General features: G+C 56.5%; 15 protein-coding genes and 1 pseudogene. 7 read left to right on the top strand and 9 right to left on the bottom strand.

The window, feature by feature from the left end:
- Positions 1 to 125: 125 nt before the first annotated feature.
- Positions 126 to 2,372, bottom strand: coding sequence for a phosphoenolpyruvate--protein phosphotransferase (gene ptsP, locus HMPREF3178_RS22205; RefSeq protein WP_004105247.1), 2,247 nt, complete (start codon positions 2,370 to 2,372; stop codon positions 126 to 128).
- A gap of 12 nt (positions 2,373 to 2,384) precedes the next feature.
- Positions 2,385 to 2,915, bottom strand: coding sequence for an RNA pyrophosphohydrolase (gene rppH, locus HMPREF3178_RS22210; protein WP_004105248.1), 531 nt, complete (start codon positions 2,913 to 2,915; stop codon positions 2,385 to 2,387).
- A 453-nt stretch (positions 2,916 to 3,368) separates the two neighbouring features.
- On the opposite strand from rppH, the pseudogene HMPREF3178_RS31870 reads away from it, so the two are divergent.
- The 5 genes and pseudogenes from HMPREF3178_RS31870 to HMPREF3178_RS22230 form a co-directional block, all read left to right on the top strand.
- A pseudogene (locus HMPREF3178_RS31870) lies at positions 3,369 to 3,509 on the top strand (hypothetical protein); the annotation flags it as partial.
- A gap of 88 nt (positions 3,510 to 3,597) precedes the next feature.
- A complete protein-coding gene (gene mutH, locus HMPREF3178_RS22215) occupies positions 3,598 to 4,293 on the top strand; it encodes a DNA mismatch repair endonuclease MutH (protein WP_004105252.1) in 696 nt (231 codons plus the stop codon).
- A gap of 186 nt (positions 4,294 to 4,479) precedes the next feature.
- A complete protein-coding gene (locus HMPREF3178_RS22220; RefSeq protein ID WP_004105253.1) occupies positions 4,480 to 5,193 on the top strand; it encodes a TerC family protein in 714 nt (237 codons plus the stop codon).
- A gap of 124 nt (positions 5,194 to 5,317) precedes the next feature.
- The gene (locus HMPREF3178_RS22225) at positions 5,318 to 5,536 is read left to right on the top strand and encodes a YgdI/YgdR family lipoprotein (RefSeq protein ID WP_004105255.1); all 219 of its coding nucleotides are present in this window, start codon (positions 5,318 to 5,320) and stop codon (positions 5,534 to 5,536) included.
- 237 nt (positions 5,537 to 5,773) lie between these two features.
- Positions 5,774 to 6,814 (top strand): NADP(H)-dependent aldo-keto reductase, encoded by a 1,041-nt coding sequence (locus tag HMPREF3178_RS22230; protein WP_004105257.1) that lies wholly within the window; start codon positions 5,774 to 5,776, stop codon positions 6,812 to 6,814.
- Positions 6,815 to 7,118: 304 nt separating this feature from the next.
- Here the strand turns inward: HMPREF3178_RS22230 and lplT are convergent, their stop codons facing one another.
- Positions 7,119 to 8,312 carry a lysophospholipid transporter LplT gene (gene lplT / locus HMPREF3178_RS22235; protein WP_016809906.1) on the bottom strand — a complete coding sequence of 398 codons (1,194 nt, stop codon included), beginning with the start codon at positions 8,310 to 8,312 and terminating at the stop codon, positions 7,119 to 7,121.
- Entirely contained in the window at positions 8,305 to 10,464 is a 2,160-nt protein-coding gene (aas, locus tag HMPREF3178_RS22240; RefSeq protein WP_016809907.1) for a bifunctional acyl-ACP--phospholipid O-acyltransferase/long-chain-fatty-acid--ACP ligase, read from the bottom strand. Before aas ends, lplT begins: the two co-directional genes overlap by 8 nt.
- Before the next feature lie 622 nt (positions 10,465 to 11,086).
- Here aas and galR point away from each other — a divergent pair.
- Entirely contained in the window at positions 11,087 to 12,103 is a 1,017-nt protein-coding gene (galR, locus tag HMPREF3178_RS22245; protein WP_004105264.1) for an HTH-type transcriptional regulator GalR, read from the top strand.
- Here the strand turns inward: galR and HMPREF3178_RS22250 are convergent.
- From HMPREF3178_RS22250 to HMPREF3178_RS22265, 4 genes are all read right to left on the bottom strand, one after another.
- The gene (locus HMPREF3178_RS22250; protein WP_016809909.1) at positions 12,064 to 12,543 is read right to left on the bottom strand and encodes a GNAT family N-acetyltransferase; all 480 of its coding nucleotides are present in this window, start codon (positions 12,541 to 12,543) and stop codon (positions 12,064 to 12,066) included. The genes galR and HMPREF3178_RS22250 overlap by 40 nt on opposite strands.
- Positions 12,540 to 13,313, bottom strand: a complete 774-nt coding sequence (locus HMPREF3178_RS22255) for a GntR family transcriptional regulator (RefSeq protein ID WP_004105268.1) — start codon at positions 13,311 to 13,313, stop codon at positions 12,540 to 12,542. The genes HMPREF3178_RS22250 and HMPREF3178_RS22255 overlap by 4 nt, the downstream gene beginning before the upstream one ends.
- Positions 13,314 to 13,381: 68 nt before the next feature.
- Positions 13,382 to 14,809 (bottom strand): glycoside hydrolase family 1 protein, encoded by a 1,428-nt coding sequence (locus HMPREF3178_RS22260; protein WP_004105271.1) that lies wholly within the window; start codon positions 14,807 to 14,809, stop codon positions 13,382 to 13,384.
- A gap of 7 nt (positions 14,810 to 14,816) precedes the next feature.
- Entirely contained in the window at positions 14,817 to 16,154 is a 1,338-nt protein-coding gene (locus HMPREF3178_RS22265) for a PTS sugar transporter subunit IIC (protein WP_004115108.1), read from the bottom strand.
- Positions 16,155 to 16,457: 303 nt separating this feature from the next.
- On the opposite strand from HMPREF3178_RS22265, the gene HMPREF3178_RS22270 reads away from it, so the two are divergent.
- The gene (locus HMPREF3178_RS22270) at positions 16,458 to 17,459 is read left to right on the top strand and encodes a LacI family DNA-binding transcriptional regulator (protein WP_162098332.1); all 1,002 of its coding nucleotides are present in this window, start codon (positions 16,458 to 16,460) and stop codon (positions 17,457 to 17,459) included.
- Between the two features lie 39 nt (positions 17,460 to 17,498).
- Here the strand turns inward: HMPREF3178_RS22270 and lysA are convergent, their stop codons facing one another.
- Positions 17,499 to 18,761: a diaminopimelate decarboxylase gene (gene lysA / locus HMPREF3178_RS22275; protein WP_023321566.1), complete on the bottom strand. Its 1,263-nt coding sequence runs from the start codon at positions 18,759 to 18,761 to the stop codon at positions 17,499 to 17,501.
- Positions 18,762 to 18,812: the final 51 nt, after the last annotated feature.

An 18,812-nucleotide genomic window follows, 5' to 3' on the forward strand; every position in this document is an offset into this window, starting at 1 on the left:
CCGGAGGCGGCGCGCTGCGCCTGTCCGGGCTACCCAACCCTCAGGCCGCTCGAACCTCGTCAGCGTTGTCCCGGGCCACGGCTAACGCCTTACCCGGGCTACAAATTCTTGAACCGTAGCCCGCGCTAACGGCCGCCGCGAATCAGGCCGCCGAGTCCTCGTCGTTCCATAAATGCCGCAACCTGATGGCGCACTTCGGCGGTCATCTGCGCTTCCAGGCTTCGCTGCGAAAGCTCCTGAGCTTCATTGATATCGATGCGCCGCAGCAGATACTTCACTCTCGCCACCGAACGGCCGTTCATCGACAGATGACGATAACCCATGCCAATCAGGATCGTCACGCACATCGGATCGCCCGCCATTTCTCCGCACAGGCGCAGATCGATACCAAAACGCTCGGCGTCGCGGGCGATCATCGCCAGCGCCCGCAGAACCCCAGGATGCAGGCTGTCATACATACTGGCGACCCGGGTATTATTGCGATCCACCGCCAGAATGTACTGGGTCAGATCGTTGGTGCCGACGGAAATAAAATCGACGCGGTTCGCCAGCTGCGGCAGCATAAAGACCATCGACGGCACTTCCAGCATCACGCCAAGACGCGGGCGGGGAATGGCGTAGCCGATCATCTCTTCCACTTCGCGGCTGGCGCGATCGATCAGGCGACGAGCCTCATCCACTTCATCGAGGCTGGTAACCATCGGCAGCAGGATGCTGAGGTTTCCGGTCGCCGCGTTGGCACGCAGCATCGCGCGGACCTGAACCAGAAAGATCTCCGGCTGATCGAGCGTGATCCGAATCCCACGCCAGCCAAGGCACGGGTTCTCTTCGCTGATCGGCATGTACGGCAGCTGTTTGTCCGCGCCGATGTCCAGCGTGCGCAGCGTCACCGATTTATCGTTGAACATCTGCAGCATGCCCTGATATTGGGCAACCTGCTCCTCTTCAGAGGGGAAGCCGCTTTGCAGCATAAAGGGGATTTCGGTACGGTAAAGTCCAATCCCGTCGACGAAATTGCCGAGCTTTTCTTCATGCTCGGGGCTCAGGCCCGCGTTGAGCATCACTTTTACCCGCTCGCCGCTTTTCAGTTCCGAAGCGCGTTCAAGATCGTCCTCAGCCAGGCGGCTAAGCTCGTTTTCTTCGCTGATCAGGCGCTGATACTCTTGCAGCAGCACCGGCTCCGGGTCGACCAGCAGCTCGCCGCGATAGCCATCGACAATCAGCGTATGGCCGTGCAGCAACGAAGGCTGGATATCCGCCCCCATCACCGTCGGAATGCCCAACGCGCGGACCATAATCGCGGCATGGGAGTTCGCCGCGCCATCGCGCACCACCACGCCGGCTAAACGATCCTGAGGAACCTCCGCTAAGGTGGTGGCCGACAGTTCATCCGCCACCAGCACGATGCGCTCCGGCCAGGTATTTGGCCCCTGAATACTGTCGTCGAGATGGAAAAGCAGCCGCTGGCCCAGCGTGCGCAGATCGCCCGCGCGCTCTTTCAGATAGCCATCGCTGAGCGCGGCAAACTGTTCGGCGAATTTCTCGATGATCTTTTTCACCGCCCATTCGGCCACCGCGCCTTTATCCACTTCGGCAAACAGCTCGCGGCGCAGGCGCGCGTCAGAGAGCAGGTGTGAATAGAGGTCAAAAATGGCCGCCGTCTCTTTCTGCGCGCCGGCAGAGTAGCGTTTGCTGTAGCGGCGAAACTCATTCGCCGCCTCTTCCAGCGCGCCGGTCAGCCGCTCGCGCTCGGAAGCGGTATCGAGGGTTGAGGCTTCATAAACCTGCTCCATCAGCGGCAGGCTGACGTCCATCCAGCCTTCGGCAATTGCTACGCCGGACGATGCGGGCAGCGCGCGGATGCGGGTCTGACGATACTGACCAAATAGCGCGTTTAGCTGGGACTGGGAGAGAATGCCGGCGATTTGCGTGGCCAGCGTGACAAGAAAAGACTCTTCGCTTTCGTCAAACTGGCGCAGCTCGCGCTGCTGTACCACCAGCACGCCGAGCAGCTGACGCCGCTGGATAATCGGCACCCCGAGGAAAGCGCGAAAGCGGCCCTCTTTTACGGCAGGAATATATTTAAAGCTGGGGTGCTTTTGCGCGTCGGCGAGGTTGATGGGTTCCGCCAGGCGGCCGACCAGGCCGACCAGGCCTTCATCAAAAGCAAGCGCAACGATGCGCCCGCGGGGCTTTTTCAACCCGCGCGTCGCCATCAGGTAATAACAGCGTCGGTCATGATCAGCCAGATAAACCGAACAAACTTCCGTCTCCATCGCAGCGCAGATATCGGTTACCAGGATATCCAGCGCCTCGTTTAAACGTGGCGCACTCGCGACCTTCTCGACTATTTCTCGCAACCGAGTGAGCATAATGTGCGTGGCTTAACCTCTTTTACGTCGATATGCAGGCGCGCTTTGCGGCTTAGGCGTGTTTTCCGCCAGCGCCATTGTGACGCTGGCAAACTCTTTCATCACCCTGCGGTATACGTCGCGCTTAAACGACACCACCTGACGCACCGGGTACCAGTAGCTTACCCATCGCCAGCCATCAAACTCAGGTGTACTGCTGGTTTGCATATTGACATCTGCATCACTGCCTATCAATTGCAGGAGAAACCACTTCTGTTTCTGGCCGATACATACCGGCTTTGTGTCCCAACGCACCAAACGTTTAGGCAATTTGTAACGCAACCAGTTACGGGTTGAAGCGAGGATCCGCACATCTTTGCGGCTAAGCCCGACTTCTTCGAACAATTCCCGATACATCGCCTGCTCTGCTGATTCTCCTGGATTTATGCCCCCTTGCGGGAACTGCCACGAGTGCTGACCATAGCGCCTGGCCCACATAACCTGGCCCTGGCGATTACAGATTACAATACCGACATTTGGGCGGTAGCCATCGTCATCAATCACCGGACTACCTCAAAATAAGCTTCAATGTGAATGATTGTTTCACACTCGCTGGAAACGGTAAACCACTCTGTGAGGGCGATGAGATCGAATAACATTTGAATAACTCACAGTAATACCCGGAGTTATAAACAGCGAAAGCCGTACCCGGACGATTTTATTCACTTTTTCTGTGGATAGAGTTGTGAAGAAGTACGGAATTAACCAGGGAAAACCCGGAATCATCCGAACGGCGTAGTCATAACCCTCGATAATAATGACCTAATTTTCATTAAGTTAGCATGGTGAAATTTCATAATCCACTGCATAACGTGACGATCATCACATAAGCGATCCTGGAACTGATGAAAGATCGAGCAATGTTGGTTTTATCCACAGATTACGCAAGCGCTCTGGGCATATTTTGTCTAAAAACTCGATTTTCCTCTCACGTCAAGGCTGTAAATGGAAACAGTAGTGGGGCTTTTCCCCAGTTATCCCATTTTTCTGTGGATAACATGGTGTAAGATCCTGTTCATTGTCGGTGACCAGTTCTGGAAAACCCGGTTTTACAAATTTCATCGCGGCAAAAAATCGCAAAAAAAGCTATATGAATCATCAAATTGTCATACTTACCCAAGAAAAGGTAAACTCTATCCACAACGGATGAAATTACCGCTCATTTTTTAGCCAGAGGTTTTACGTTATGTCGACCATCGCGCCGCTGTTATCCCCCCCGCAAAGCCAGGCGCAGCTGCTGGCCCAGGCGCAGCAGCTGGCAGGCTATTCGCTGGGAGAGCTGGCGATGCTTGCCGGAATTCCCATTCCGCGCGATTTAAAACGTGATAAAGGCTGGATCGGTATTCTGCTGGAAATATGGCTGGGGGCGAGCGCCGGCAGCAAGCCGGAGCAGGATTTCGCCGCCCTCGGCGTTGAGCTGAAAACGATTCCCATCGATGCTTTTGGCCGGCCGCTGGAAACTACCTTCGTCTGCGTCGCGCCGCTAACCGGCAACAGCGGCGTTACCTGGGAGAGCAGCCACGTTCGTCACAAGCTTAAGCGCGTGCTGTGGGTACCGGTAGAGGGCGATCGCGCGATCCCTTTAGCCGACCGCCGCGTTGGCGCTCCGCTGCTGTGGAGCCCCAGCGAAGAAGAAGAGCGACAGCTACGTATGGATTGGGAAGAGCTGATGGACCTGATCGTCCTTGGCCAGGTCGAACGTATCACCGCTCGCCACGGCGAAGTTCTGCAGCTGCGCCCGAAAGCGGCCAACAGCAAAGCGCTGACCGAGGCCGTAGGCGCCCGCGGCGAGCCGATCCTCACCTTACCGCGCGGTTTCTATTTGAAGAAAAATTTTACCGCCGCCCTGCTCGCCCGCCATTTTCTTCTTTACCCTAAATAAATCGGCTTGCTTCACGGCGGTCATTAAATGCCTGCCGAAGCGTAGAAACCTTACGCGACCTGGTTCAGCGCAATCGGCTAACAAAAAGGGAAACCAAAGCTGAACGGCCTGGATGATGATTAATTTTTTGTTCTGCCATGACGGTTGCATATAATTGCTTCTTTCTATTTTGCAGGACTTTGAACGATGTTATTTGCATGGGTAACCGATCCTAACGCCTGGCTGGCGCTTGGTACGCTGACGCTGCTGGAGATAGTGCTCGGGATCGATAATATTATTTTCCTCTCTCTGGTGGTCGCTAAGCTGCCCACGGCACAACGGGCACATGCCCGCCGCATTGGGCTGATGGGCGCGATGATCATGCGTCTGGCGCTGCTGGCGTCAATCGCATGGGTCGTCAAGCTCACTAACCCTCTCTTTACCGTATTAGGTCAGGAGATCTCTTTTCGCGATCTGATCCTGCTGCTCGGCGGGCTGTTTCTGATCTGGAAAGCGAGTAAAGAGATCCACGAATCCATCGAAGGCGAAGAAGAAGGGCTGAAAACCAACGTCCATTCATTTATGGGCGCTATCGTGCAGATTATGCTGCTGGATATTATTTTCAGCCTCGATTCGGTCATTACCGCCGTTGGGCTGTCGGATCATCTGTTTATAATGATGGCGGCAGTAGTTATCGCGGTGCTGGTGATGATGGTTGCCGCCCGCTCGATAGGCGATTTTGTCGATCGCCACCCTTCGGTAAAAATGCTGGCGCTGTCGTTTTTGATCCTTGTCGGCTTTACGCTGATGCTCGAAAGTTTCGACGTGCACGTGCCGAAAGGTTACATCTATTTCGCCATGTTCTTCTCGATTGCGGTTGAGAGCCTCAACCTGCTGCGAAATAAAAAAAATCCGCTGTAGAGCGCTAAAATGCAGCCCTGAAACGGGCTGCAATCTTTTTTTAAGACTTAACTGCTTTTTATGTCTCACAAATCAGGCTATTAATATACTGGTACGAGGTGCGGCTATAATAGGGGTGATAACGATGAAAAAATGGGCAGTATTGATTTCCGCCGTAGGACTGGCGTTCTCGGTTTCAGGTTGCAGCAGCGATTACGTCATGGCAACCAAAGATGGTCGCATGATTCTGACTGACGGCAAACCCGCTATAGACGACGATACTGGCCTTATCAGCTACGAAGATCAGCAGGGTAATAAAATGCAGATCAATCGTGATGACGTTTCGCAGATTATTAAACGTTAAGACTCGCCGCTACGCAGCGATGGCTCCTTTATCGCTCGCCTAAGCAGGTTTCAATATTCTTCAGCATTAAAATAAAAGTCGGGATACACCTGATCTGTCCGCGAGGATTCGTCAGGCCTGATTCCGCCAGCCCGGCTTTTTTGATTTTTTTACTTCCCCTTTTTCTTCCCCTCTGCCATTTTTATATTCCTTTGTCGGGGAACGCCTGACCTTGTTGATAAAAAAAGGAAGCCGGCTATGCAGTATCACCGTATCCCACACAGTTCTCTTGAAATCAGCACGCTGGGGCTGGGCACAATGACGTTTGGTGAGCAGAATAGCGAGGCAGACGCCCATGAGCAGCTCGATTACGCCGTGAGCCAGGGCATAAACCTGATCGATGTCGCTGAAATGTATCCCGTCCCGCCGCGCCCGGAAACCCAGGGTCTGACGGAAACCTACGTCGGCAACTGGCTGGCGAAGCGCGGTAACCGCGAGAAGCTGGTTATCGCCTCTAAAGTCAGCGGCCCTGCCCGCAATAACGACAGCAGCATCCGTCCTGACCACAAACTGGATCGTAAAAATATCCGCGAGGCGCTTCACGACAGCCTGAAGCGCCTGCAGACCGATTATCTCGATCTCTATCAGGTACACTGGCCGCAGCGCCCAACCAACTGTTTCGGCAAACTGGGCTACACCTGGGCCGATTCCGCGCCGGTCGTCACTCTCCTGGATACGCTGGATGCTCTGGCTGAATTCCAGCGTGCCGGCAAAATTCGCTATATCGGCGTTTCCAACGAAACAGCATTTGGCGTCATGCGTTACCTTCATCTTGCGGATAAACACGACCTGCCGCGCATTGTGACGATCCAGAACCCGTACAGCCTGGTGAACCGCAGCTATGAAGTGGGCCTGGCGGAAGTTAGCCAGTATGAAGGCGTTGAACTGCTGGCCTATTCCTGCCTCGCGTTCGGTACGCTGACCGGGAAGTACCTCAATGGCGCAAAACCGGCCGGCGCGCGCAATACGCTGTTCAGCCGTTTTACGCGCTATAGCGGCGAGCAAACGCAAAAAGCGGTGGCGGCCTATGTCGATATCGCGAAGCGGCATAACCTTGACCCGGCACAAATGGCGCTGGCCTTCGTGCGTCGTCAGCCGTTTGTCGCCAGTACCCTGCTGGGCGCGACGACCATGGAACAGCTGAAAACCAACGTCGAAAGCCTCCATCTGGAGCTGAGCGCAGAGGTGTTAGCGGAGATTGAAGCGGTGCATCAGGTTTATACCTACCCGGCGCCGTAAGAGCGTAAAGTCCCGGTCGCGGCGTGAACGCCTTGTCCGGGCGACAAAATGGCGCAACCATGCAGGCCTCTTTCCCGGAGGCGATGCTAAGCATCTTTTCGGGCTACAAGTTCTAAAAGCTCCCGGATTGCGGCTGACGCCTTATCCGGGCTACAACATCGCCGCAGGCACGGAACGGCAGCCTGGCTAAGCGCTGCGCATGCGGGGGGATATTCCCGGATTGCGGCTGACGCCTTATCCGGGCTACAGCGTCACCGCATAGGCGGAACGGTAGCCTGGCTAAGCGCAGCGCGAGCCGGGGATGTTATTTGCGCCGTCCCCAGATCCACAGGGCGGTAATTGCCAGCGCGAACACTACGCCAAAACCCATCCCCACGCCGACCACCGGAATACCGATGCTCACCGCCAGCGAATAGAGCCCCAACATCAGCAGCATCGCCACGTTTTCGCCCAGGTTCTGCACCGCGATAGCGTTGCCCGCGCCGACCGTATGCTTGCCGCGCTCCTGGAGCAGCGCATTGAGCGGCACGATAAAGAAGCCGCCAAACGCGCCGAGCAGCAGCAGCAGAGCAAACGCCGGCAGCAGCGCCTGCTGGATGGCGAAAAAGATGACCGCCACGCCAATTAATATCCCGGCAGGCATACAGCGCGACACCGTTTCCAGCGTCACCAGCTTCGCCGCCGCGCCAGCTCCCAGCACGATCCCCACCGCCACCATCGCGTTAAGGTAGGTCGGCATCGCGTTGCTGGTAATGCCCAGCGCTACCGGGACCCACAGCACCAGCAGAAAGCGCAGCGTCACTCCCGCTCCCCAGAACAAGCTGGTGCCGACTAATGAAAAGCGGGTTTCGCCGTTGCGCCATAGGGTCGTACAGGCGCTGAAAAAGCTGTGGGTCATCGGCCTGAAGCGCCAGGATTGCCCCGGACGCGCCGCGGGCAACTTCGGGATCCACAGATTGGCAACGACCGCCCCGGCGTACACCACCGCGCAGACGCTGAGCGCCGCCACAACGTGCCAGTCGGCGAGAATACCGCCCGCCATCGAGCCGAGCAGGATCGCCGCAATGGTGGATGACTCCATCAGGCCATTCGCTTTCACTAACTTATCGCCGGTGGTCAGCTCGCCAAGGATGCCGTATTTAGCCGGAGAATAGGCGGCGGCGCCGATACCGACCAGGGTATAGCCGAGAAACGGATTCACGCCGAAGCAGATGCAGCCCGCGCCGATAAGCTTCAGGCCGTTGGCTACCATCATCACTCGTCCCTTAGCAAAGCTATCGGCAAATTGCCCGACAAACGGCGCAAAAAGAATGTAAGCGCCCACAAACAACATCTGTAATACCGGCTGGCTCCACTCCGGGTAGAACAGCTGCTTCATCAGCGCCAGGGTAGCGAACAGCAGCGCGTTGTCGCCGAATGCTGAGAGAAACTGGGCGCAGATAACCGCTATCATCCCTTTCGAGTACAGCGAATTGTTAGTGTGTACTGACTCACTCATCCGAATCTTCCGTCCGATCAACCATACTTTTAAGAGTGACAAAGTCCGGCTTGCCGCTGCCCAATACCGGGAGCTGTTTCAGCCAGCGAATGTCGCGCGGTACCGCCAGCTCCGGTACGCCGTGTTCGCGGGCATAGCGCAGCAGTTTTTCACGATTCAGTTCATTATCGGTGGTAAACAGCACCAGCGCCTCGCCTTTGCTGGCGTCCTGTTTAATCGCCGTGGCGTGCATTTTGTCCGGCGAAACCGCCAGCGCCACCTGCTCGACCATCTCCAGCGACACCATCTCGCCGGCGATTTTGGCAAAGCGCTTCGCGCGGCCCTGTATCCGCACGTAGCCCTGCTCGTCAAAGCTGACGATATCTCCGGTGTCGTACCAGCCGTTTTCCACTTCTCCGTGCTGATTCTCCGCCGCGGGCGCTTCCAGTACGCCCGGATTTTCCACCCGCAGATAGCCGTTCATGATGTTCGGCCCTTTAAGCTGCAGCCGGCCTCCCTCTTCAATTCCGGGCATCGCCAACAAACGCGCATCCATTCCAGGCAGAATTCGGCCAACGGTGCCCACTTTTGTCGCCATCGGCACGTTAATCGACACCACCGGCGCGCATTCGGTGACGCCGTAGCCTTCAAGAATGCGCAGACCAAACTTGTCCTGCCAGATCTGCTTCGTGCTCTCCTGCAGCTTCTCTGCGCCGGCGACAACGTAACGCAGGCGATAGAAATCATAGGGATTCGCAAAGCGGGCGTAGTTGCCGAGGAAGGTGGAGGTGCCGAACAGCACGGTACAGTTACGGTCATATACCAGTTCCGGCACCACGCGGTAGTGTAACGGGCTGGGATAGAGGAAGACTTCCGCGCCGGTAAACAGCGGGGTCAGCAGGCCGACCGTCAGGCCAAAGGAGTGGAACAGCGGCAGCGCCGACATAAAGCGGTCGTTAGCGGTAAAGTCGGCAATTGTTTTAATCTGTTCGACGTTGGCCAGCAGGCTCTTGTGGCTATGTACCACTCCTTTCGGATTGCCTTCCGAGCCGGAGGTAAACAGGATCATCGCCGCATCTTCCGGCTCCTGCTTCACCTGCGCCAGCTTCGGCATCAGCAGATGGCCAAAAATCCACAGCTTATCGGCGGCGGTAACGTCGCCTTTTAAATCTTCGAGAAACACCCAGCGCACCTGAGTCAACTGCTCGGGCAGGTGCCAGAGCTTGCCTTTATCGAGAAAGGTGCGTGAGGTAAAGATGGTTTTGATTTCCGCCGCGGTAATGGCGCTGCTCAGGCCTTTCACTCCGGCGGTATAATTCATCATCGCCGGGATCCGTCCACGGGCGATCGCGCCGAAAATCACCGCCGCGCTAATTCCCGCATTCGGCAGCATCAGGCCGATTTTTTCGCCCTGAGCGCTGTATTTTTCCAGAATACGCGCCACGAACAGGGTTTTGGTCAGCAGCTTGCGGTAGGTGTCCGGCTGAAAGTTGATATCTTCCACGCAGTTTTTACGCGCGCCGAAGCGGTCCTGGGCCGCCAGCAGAGACTCGTACAGCGTTTCGCGCGGGCGCACCGCCATCCGCGCCTCCATCATGATCTGATGCAGCATCTCACCGGCAATTTTTCGCCGGTCGCGGGCGCGCGGCGCCTCGGGCATCGGCAAATGAGTCGGCGGCAGCAGGTGCAGCTGAATGCGCGGGAACAGGCGGCGTCTGACCAGCCCCTTCAGACGGCTAAAATGGGTTAATTCGGCGCCTTCGATTCTCAGCGGCACTATGGTTGCCTGCGACTTCGCCGCCACAAAGGCCGCGCCGTCGTAAATCTTCATCAGCGAACCGCTCACCGAAATGCGCCCTTCCGGAAAAATCACCACCGGGCGACCCTGCTCAATGAGGCGTACCAGATGCTTTATCGACATCGGTTTGGTGGGATCCAGCGGGACAAAATCAATCAGCGGCTTTAGCGCGCGCATAAACCAGCGCTCGCTAATCGAGGAATAGACCGCAAAGACCGGGCGCACCGGCAGGAAAAGCGCCAGCAGAACGCCGTCAATAAAAGAGACATGGTTTGGGGTGATCAGTACCTTTTGCTGGTACAGCGCCTGCGTGTCACCGGTAAGCCTTACCCGATACAATCCTTTGAATAGCAGTCTAAAAAATCCCAAAAGCATAACAACTCCGTTTGACCGGTTAATCAGTCAAAGCAGGTTACACGAGAAGCGGCGGGAAATGCAGTGTGGGGAGCGGAATTCAGGACAAAAAAAACCTGCGCATCCGCGCAGGTCGGTGCAAGATAATCAGTACGAAGAGCGTACGTAAAAAACTCACCAATCAATACCTCTGGGATCCTGATTGTCTCGTTTTTTCCTCCACCGGTGCCAGCCATAAAACGCAAGGGAATAAGCCTAAGTGCAACCAGTTATTGCTATTTTCGCTAACTGTAACAACGGCAGCGGCAGGCAAAAAAAAACCTGCGCATCTGCGCAGGCTGGTGTAATTAGAGTGGTCAACCTGAAGTCGACTCCACCTATCAATACCTCTGGGATAGCCAGAGTATCAATGCACTGAATGGGTTAACCAGCGAACATTCGCAACAGCTAATCGCAAAGTGTAAGCAAAGGTGTGAATTATCGTTTCCCGGTATCATTCTCCGTTCCCCTGTGGGTAACTATTTCACCGGCAACGCTAATCTGCATCACAATTACATTAACCTGAAACGACCAGGCCTTGAATCTGCCGCGCTTTCCCGTACCATAACCGGTATGTAAACGCTTACCCTGGGAAAGGTCTGGTATGGCGACCATTAAGGATGTAGCCCGACTCGCAGGCGTTTCTGTCGCTACCGTCTCCCGCGTGATTAACAATTCACCGAAAGCCAGTGAAGCCTCGCGCCAGTCAGTAGGCGCGGCGATGGAAACGCTAAATTATCACCCCAACGCCAACGCCCGCGCGCTGGCGCAGCAGTCAACGGAAACCGTCGGCCTGGTGGTGGGTGATGTCTCCGACCCCTTCTTCGGCGCGATGGTCAAAGCCGTCGAGCAGGTTGCCTACAATACCGGCAATTTTTTGCTGATCGGCAACGGCTATCACAGCCTTCACAAAGAGCGTCAGGCGATTGAACAGCTGATCCGCCACCGCTGCGCTGCGCTGGTGGTTCATGCCAAAATTATCCCCGACGACGAGCTGGCCTCGCTGATGAAGCAAATCCCCGGCATGGTGCTGATTAACCGCATCCTGCCCGGCTTCGAGCAGCGCTGCGTGGCGCTGGATGACCGCTACGGCGCGTGGCTCGCTACCCGCCACCTGATTCAGCAGGGGCACACCCGTATCGGCTATCTCTGCTCAAACCACGCCATTTCCGATGCCGAAGATCGGCTGCAGGGCTACTATTCGGCGTTAAAAGAGAGCAACCTGCCGTGCAACGATCGGCTGGTGACCTTTGCCGAACCCGATGAGAGCGGCGGCGAACTGGCTATGACCGAGCTGCTGGGCCGCGGCAGAAATTTTACCGCCGTCGCCTGCTATAACGACTCAATGGCCGCCGGCGCGATGGGCGTCCTGAACGATAACGGGATTGATGTGCCGCGCGAGATTTCGCTGATTGGTTTTGATGACGTGCTGATTTCACGCTACGTGCGGCCGCGGCTGACTACCGTGCGCTATCCGATTATCACCATGGCGACTCAGGCCGCTGAGCTGGCATTAGCGCTGGCGGAACATCGGCCTCCGCCGGAGATAACGCATCTTTTCAGCCCTACGCTGGTCCGCCGTCACTCGGTGATTGCGCCTCTCGATAGCGACAAATCGTAGCGGTATAAACTGACGGCGGCGGCCGGATAATCCAGGCCTTCGCCGATGTACTGCCAGCCGAAACGTTCATAAAAATCGCGGCAGGCGGAGTAGAGAAACAGCTCGCCATAGCCCTGCTTTCGGGCATAGTCGATAACGTGCTGCTGTAGTTTCCCGGCCAGCCCCTGCCCGCGCGCTTCAGGAGCCACGTAGAGCGCCGCCATCCATGGATAAAGGTCCTGACGGCTGATTAAATCGCAGCGCCACAGGCCGACGGTGCCTAACAGCGTCTCCCCCTCAGCGGCAATAAAGGTCATAGGCAGCGCCCCTGGCGTCTGGCTATGCCCGACAATACTGGCGAAGAACGCCTGCGGCAGCGTTTCACCGCCAAAAGCCCGCCATAGCCATTCCGTCACGCGTGAAGCGTGCTGCGGCGCGGCGTAGAGGGGTTGGATCATCACACCAGCTTCCCCTGAAAAATAGGCACCGATTCAAAGAGGTAGCCATCAAAGTCCGGCGCGTCTTCATCGGACAGCTCCAGCAGACTGTTTTTAACGTTTTCGAGATGCTGCCACATAGCCTGCCAGGCCCCCATCACATCGCGACGACGCAGGGCGGCGAGAAGCGTTTGCCGATCGCCGAGCCACTTCAGGCGATACGCCCGGCTGGCAATATGCACGTTGAACTGCTGCCACAGCGGGCTGCTGTCCATCTGCAGCCAGATGCGCTCGACCGTCGCCAGCAGCATCTGATTTTGCGTCGCGCCGGCCAGCACCAGGTGAAACAGCCGGGCGTTGTCCTGGCTGGTATCGTTAGCGGCAATGGCCCGCTGCTCCTGCTCGATAATGCGCTTCAGGTTATCGATATCGGCGCGGGTGGCCATTTTGGCGGCAAAGGCGGCGATGTTGCTCTCCAGCAGCTGGCGGGCCTGCAGGATTTCGAAGGGCCCGACGTCGCTGCTCAGCATCTGTTCTTCCTCACTATCGTCCTCGTGCGGGATGCGCATCACATACACCCCTGAGCCCTGGCGGATATCAACCGTCCCCTGCAGCTCCAGCATCAACAGCGCTTCACGGACGATGGTACGGCTCACGCCGTAGGTCTCGGCGATATTGCGTTCCGGCGGCAGGCGCGACCCGATAGGATAGCGCCCCTGCGCAATCTGTGCGCGTAAATCATCACCTATTTCCTGGTAGGGTTTCTTTTCCGGCGGAATGATAGCCTTCTCCACAATATCACCTGTGCGTTATGAGCCTGCGAGTCAATATCGGCCGCTATCTTAGCAAAATTTCAGCCCGGCTAGCGCCACTCATCATCAATATCCAGCGTCAATTCGCGACTCTCGCCAAGCTTACGGAACCAGCTGGCGGACGCCTTGGGCCGCCGGGCACGATTATTTTGCAGATCGATTTCAATCAGCCCGTAGCGGTTTTTAAAGGCGTTCATTGGCGAAACGTTATCGGTAAATGCCCATAGCATGTAACCCTGGCAGTTGGCTCCCGCTTCCCGCGCGCGCAGCGTCTGCCAAAGATGCTCGCTGATAAAACGGATCCGGTAGTCGTCGGCGATAGTGCCTTCGCTATTGCGAAACTGCCCTTCGTTTTCCACACCCATGCCGCTTTCCGCCACGAACCACGGAATATTGCGATAGTCCCGTTTGATCCGCATCGCCATATCAAAAATGATTTGCGGATAAATTTCCCAGCCGCGGGAGTGATTCATCCGTCGTCCCGGTAGTTCAAAGGGCTCATAGTAGTAAGCCGGATGGAACGGCGTCTGCGGGTGCCAGGCGCGCGATGGCGCTTTAACGCGATGCGGATAGTAAAGGTTAATCCCCAGCTCATCGACGGTGTTTTCGCGGATAATCGCCAGCTCTTCCGCTCGATAATCCCATGCAACCTCGTGCTGTTCGAGCAGGGCCAGCAGCTCGGGCGGGTATTCGCCGTGGACCAGCGGGTCGAGAAAAATCCGGTTATAGAACAGATCGTAGCGCTCGGCGGCGCGCACGTCATGCGGCGCTGTTGAGCGCGGGTACGTTACCTCCGGGTTAAGAATGCAACCTACCGTGCCGCGATAGCCTTTCTCGCGGAACAGCTGGACCACTTTTGCCGTCGCCAGCACCTTGTGGTGGTTCCACTGCATCCAGGTGCCGGTATTCTGCTCGTAGGGCCAGCGCAGCGCGTCCAGGTAAACGCGGGTCTGCACGACGATCGGCTCATTGAAAGTAAACCAGCGCGTAACCTTGCGGTGATAGCGGGCGAAAACTTTCTCTGCATACTGCACAAACAGCGCAACCACCTTTTTTGACGCCCAACCGCCGTACTGCTCCAGCAGATAGCCGGGAAGTTCATAGTGCTCAAGGCAGATCATCGGCTCGATGCCGTTGGCCAGCAGTTCATCGAACAACTGGTCGTAGTACGTCGCATAGGCTTCATCGACCGTGACGTTTTCATAATCGGTGAGAAAGCGCGACCAGTTTATCGACGTACGGTAGTGGGTGAGCCCGGCCAGCTTCATCAACTGCACATCTTCGCGGAAGCGGTTGATAAAATCCGTCGCCACAGCCGGACCGTAGCCGTTATGCCAGACGTGACGGTCGTTCTTGTACCAGAGATCGGGCCAGGAATCCTGACCCTCTTGCTTGCCGCTCCAGCCCTCGGTTTGCCACGCCGAAGCGGCGGCGCCGAGGATAAAGTCGCGGGGAATGGCCATCTTTACTGTCGTCATGGTTTCCTCATGCATTTTCGCTGGCTTGCGCGTTGTCCGCCTGACGCTGGGCGTTTTCCGCGCGACGGGAAGCAATTTTGACAAACGGCAGGTAGATAAGCACCGCGGTCAGGATGCAGATAAGCTGCGTCACCACCGCGCCCATCGAGCCCGCCGTTGACAGCCAGGCGTTGATCAGCGGCGGCGTGGTCCAGGGCACCATCACCACCGCTTTACCGGCAAAACCGGCGGCAGTCGCGAAGTAGCCGATGCTGCCGGTCACCAGCGGCGTAATAATAAAGGGGATCGCGAGGATCGGATTGAGCATGATCGGCATCCCGAAAATGACCGGTTCGTTGATATTGAACAGGCCCGGTCCAATCGATAGCTTGGCGATCTCTTTCATCTCTTTGCGTTTAGTGGCGATCATCACCGCAATCAGCAGACCAATCGTCAGTCCCGATCCGCCAATGCTCATATAGACATCCCAGAACGGCATGGTGATGATATTCGGCACTTCTTTGCCCTGCTCAAAGGCGCTCATATTGACGGTAATGGCTCCCAGCAGCAGCGGTTCGCGGATCGGTTTGATCATCTGATTACCGTGAATGCCGATAACCCAGAACAGCTGCGCGACAAACATCAGCAGCAGGATCCCCGGCAGGCTTTGCACCACCCGCTCCAGCGGCTGCTGCACCACCTGATAGACCGCGTCATACAGATACATGCCGGTCGCCTGATGAAAAATAAAGCCAAAGGTGGCAATCACCGTGGTGGTGATAATGGCCGGGATCAGCGCGGAAAATGATGCCGATACGTTGGGCGGCACGGTATCCGGCATCTTAATCTTCAGCCCCTTACGGCCCTCCAGCCAGCAGTAGATCTCCACCGACAGAATAGCGATAAACATGCCAAGGAACAGGCTGCGGGTATCGGAGAACTGGCGCAGCAGGACATCCTTCACTTCATGCATTTGCCCGTCGACCATCATCTCGACGGTGGTCGGCGTGACGCAGATAAAGCAGATCACCGCCAGCAGTCCGGGGAACAGGCTCTTAATGCCGTTAATCCGCCCCAGCTCAATGCCAATAAGGAACACCGCGCCAATATTGAGAAAGTTAAGGGTGGCGTAGTTGATCGCGCTGGTAATAGGTTTGAGCGCCGCCAGAAAAGAGAGCGCCTGAAAGCTGGCGAGGCCGTTTTTTGGATCCAGCACCATATTGGAGATCAGCACCGAAAAGGCGCCAACGATGATCACCGGCATCAGGGTAATAAAGGCGGATTTTATCGCCATGATGTAGCGGTAGCTGTTGAATTTCGTGGCGAAACTCCCCAGTGAGTCGATCAGTTTGTCCTGCAATGCCATAGAGGATACCTCAGTTTTAAGGGCTTTTAGCGCACCAGGTGTACAGCCAAACACCTATTGGCATACCAAAAAATAGCCACTGGTGAGAATAAGTTCTGTGATTAAGCTCCCAACTCGTTTATTGGTATTCCAGAAAGGCGGAAATTGGCATACCGCATTTACAGTTTTATTTTCCGCGCGATCAATTCCTGTAAAAGCGTGATCGCGATAGTTTTTTGCGCCGCCATCAAGCCATATCCCCCTGAATGTCTGTGATAAACTGCGGGTTACCACGTGATATCAGGAATCGGATGAATGGCTACAATGCTGGATGTCTCAATTCGCGCAGGCGTCTCTAAAGCGACGGTTTCCCGCGTGTTGAACGGCACGGGTCAGGTGAAAGAGAGCACCCGCCAACAGGTTTTTAAGGCGATGGAAGAGCTGGGCTATCGGCCTAATTTTCTCGCCCGCTCGCTGGCGAACCGCACCAGCAACAGTATCGGACTGGTGGTTTCTACCTTTGACGGCTTCTATTTTGGCCGCCTGCTGCAGCAGGCTTCCCGCCAGACGGAAGCCTGGGGTAAACAGCTGATCGTTACCGACGGCCACGATGCGCCGGAACGTGAAGAAGAGGCGGTGCAGATGCTGGCCGACCGCCAGTGCGATGCTATCGTGCTTTACACCCGCCATATGAGCGAAAAGAAAATCATGTCGCTGATTGAATCCATCGACATGCCGCTGGTGGTGATTAACCGTGATGTAAGCCAGGCGAGAGAGCGCTGCGTGTTTTTCGAACAGCAGGATGCAGCGTTTCAGGCGGTGGAATATCTGATAACCCAGGGCCATCGCGATATCGCCTGTATTACCGTGCCGATGCACACGCCGACGGGTAAAGCTCGCCTGGAAGGCTATCGTAACGCGCTGAAAAAGCACGGCATTAAGTGGGATCCGGCGAAAGTGAAATACGGCGACTCCACCATGAGCCGCGGCTATGAACTCTGCTGCGAGCTGCTGGAAGAGAAAACGCCGTTTAGCGCGCTGTTTTCCTGTAACGATGATATGGCGCTGGGCGCTTCGAAGGCGCTGCACCAGGCAGGGCTGCGGATCCCGCAGGATATTTCGCTGTTTGGCTTTGATGACGCGCCGAGCGCTAAATGGCTGGAACCGGGGCTATCGACGGTCTATCTGCCGATCGATAACATGATCACCACCGCTATCGATCAGGCGATCAAGCTGGCTAACGGTCAGCCGATCGAAACCATACCGCCGTTTACCGGCAAACTGGTGCTGCGCGAGTCGGTCACCACCGGGCCGTATTACGCATAATTAGCGGGCCCGATAAGCAAAGCGCCATCGGGCAGCGCCTTACAGCTGCTCGAGCGCCAGCAGCTCTTCGATAGTCTGACGGCGGCGGATCAGCCGCGCTTTACCGTTGTCGAACAGCACTTCCGGCAGTAGCGGACGACTATTGTAGTTTGAGGACATCGACGCGCCGTAAGCGCCGGTATCGTGCAGCACCAGATAATCGCCCGGCACCACCGCAGGCAGCAGGCGGGTTTCCACTTTCCCTCCCTCCTGCTGGGTAAAGACATCGCCCGATTCGCACAGCGGCCCGGCCACCACGGTTTCTATCTCCGCTGCGGCGCTCAGATCGCGGCCGTCCGCGGCCAGAGCGGTAATATGGTGATAGCTGCCGTACATCGCCGGACGCATCAAATCATTAAAACCGGCGTCAATCAGCACGAAGTGGCGGCTGCCCATCTCTTTTACGCTGCGAACCTGAGAAACCAGCACGCCGGATTCCGCCACCAGGAAGCGACCCGGTTCGATCTCAAGCGCGACCGGATGGCCCAGGTGTTTAGCGACCTGTTCACGCGCCGCGTTCCACAGGCCGAAATAGTGATCGGTATCGATCGCCTCTTCGCCTTCGCGGTAAGGGATCGACAGCCCGCCGCCGGCGGAGATCGCCTGCAGATCCTGACCGAATTCGACAACCTGACGCACCATCGCGCCGCAGACCTGCTCCAGGTGGCCGTAGTCTACGCCGGAGCCGATATGCATATGAATTCCCACCAGCTGTAGCTGATAACGACGCATCACTTCCAGCGCCGCCGTTAAATGACTGTGCCAGATGCCGTGCTTGCTGTTTTCGCCGCCGGTATTGGTTTTTTGGCTATGACCGTGACCGAACCCCGGGTTAACCCGCAACCAGACGCGATGGCCCGGTGAAACTTCGCCCAGCTGGCTCAGCATATCAATTGAGCCGGCGTTGACCGGGATCTGCAGTTCTTTCACCCGCGCCAGGGTTGCATCGTCGATCAGATCAGCGGTAAAGACGATATCTTCCGGATGCTGATGCGGATCGTATCCGGCAGCCAGCGCGCGCTCGATCTCGCCCAACGACACCGAATCCACCTTCACGCCCTGCTCGCGCATCAGGCGAAGGATGTGGATATTCGAGCAGGCCTTCTGCGCAAAACGCACTACGTCGAACTTGCTCAACTGAGCAATCTGGCGGCGGATAATTTGCGCGTCGTAGACCCAAACCGGGCAGCCGAACTCGGCGGGCAAACGCAGCAGATTGTCTGCGTTCAGGTCGGTATTGGTGGCGTAAAGCGAGTGTGGCATAAAGAACTCCGGTGCTGTGTGTGCGTTATCTCTGTTTTTTTACGATTACGC

The organism is Klebsiella sp. HMSC09D12 (genome assembly GCF_001808475.1).
GTDB classification, from domain to species: Bacteria; Pseudomonadota; Gammaproteobacteria; order Enterobacterales; family Enterobacteriaceae; genus Klebsiella; species Klebsiella oxytoca.

Excerpts from the sequence above, each read along its gene's own strand:
- ptsP (WP_004105247.1), bottom strand. The coding sequence starts at position 2,372 with ATGCTCACTCGGTTGCGAGAAATAGTCGAGAAGGTCGCGAGTGCGCCA.
- mutH (WP_004105252.1), top strand. The coding sequence starts at position 3,598 with ATGTCGACCATCGCGCCGCTGTTATCCCCCCCGCAAAGCCAGGCGCAG.
- HMPREF3178_RS22220 (WP_004105253.1), top strand. The coding sequence starts at position 4,480 with ATGTTATTTGCATGGGTAACCGATCCTAACGCCTGGCTGGCGCTTGGT.
- HMPREF3178_RS22225 (WP_004105255.1), top strand. The coding sequence starts at position 5,318 with ATGAAAAAATGGGCAGTATTGATTTCCGCCGTAGGACTGGCGTTCTCG.
- HMPREF3178_RS22230 (WP_004105257.1), top strand. The coding sequence starts at position 5,774 with ATGCAGTATCACCGTATCCCACACAGTTCTCTTGAAATCAGCACGCTG.
- lplT (WP_016809906.1), bottom strand. The coding sequence starts at position 8,312 with ATGAGTGAGTCAGTACACACTAACAATTCGCTGTACTCGAAAGGGATG.
- aas (WP_016809907.1), bottom strand. The coding sequence starts at position 10,464 with ATGCTTTTGGGATTTTTTAGACTGCTATTCAAAGGATTGTATCGGGTA.
- galR (WP_004105264.1), top strand. The coding sequence starts at position 11,087 with ATGGCGACCATTAAGGATGTAGCCCGACTCGCAGGCGTTTCTGTCGCT.
- HMPREF3178_RS22260 (WP_004105271.1), bottom strand. The coding sequence starts at position 14,809 with ATGACGACAGTAAAGATGGCCATTCCCCGCGACTTTATCCTCGGCGCC.
- HMPREF3178_RS22265 (WP_004115108.1), bottom strand. The coding sequence starts at position 16,154 with ATGGCATTGCAGGACAAACTGATCGACTCACTGGGGAGTTTCGCCACG.
- HMPREF3178_RS22270 (WP_162098332.1), top strand. The coding sequence starts at position 16,458 with ATGCTGGATGTCTCAATTCGCGCAGGCGTCTCTAAAGCGACGGTTTCC.
- lysA (WP_023321566.1), bottom strand. The coding sequence starts at position 18,761 with ATGCCACACTCGCTTTACGCCACCAATACCGACCTGAACGCAGACAAT.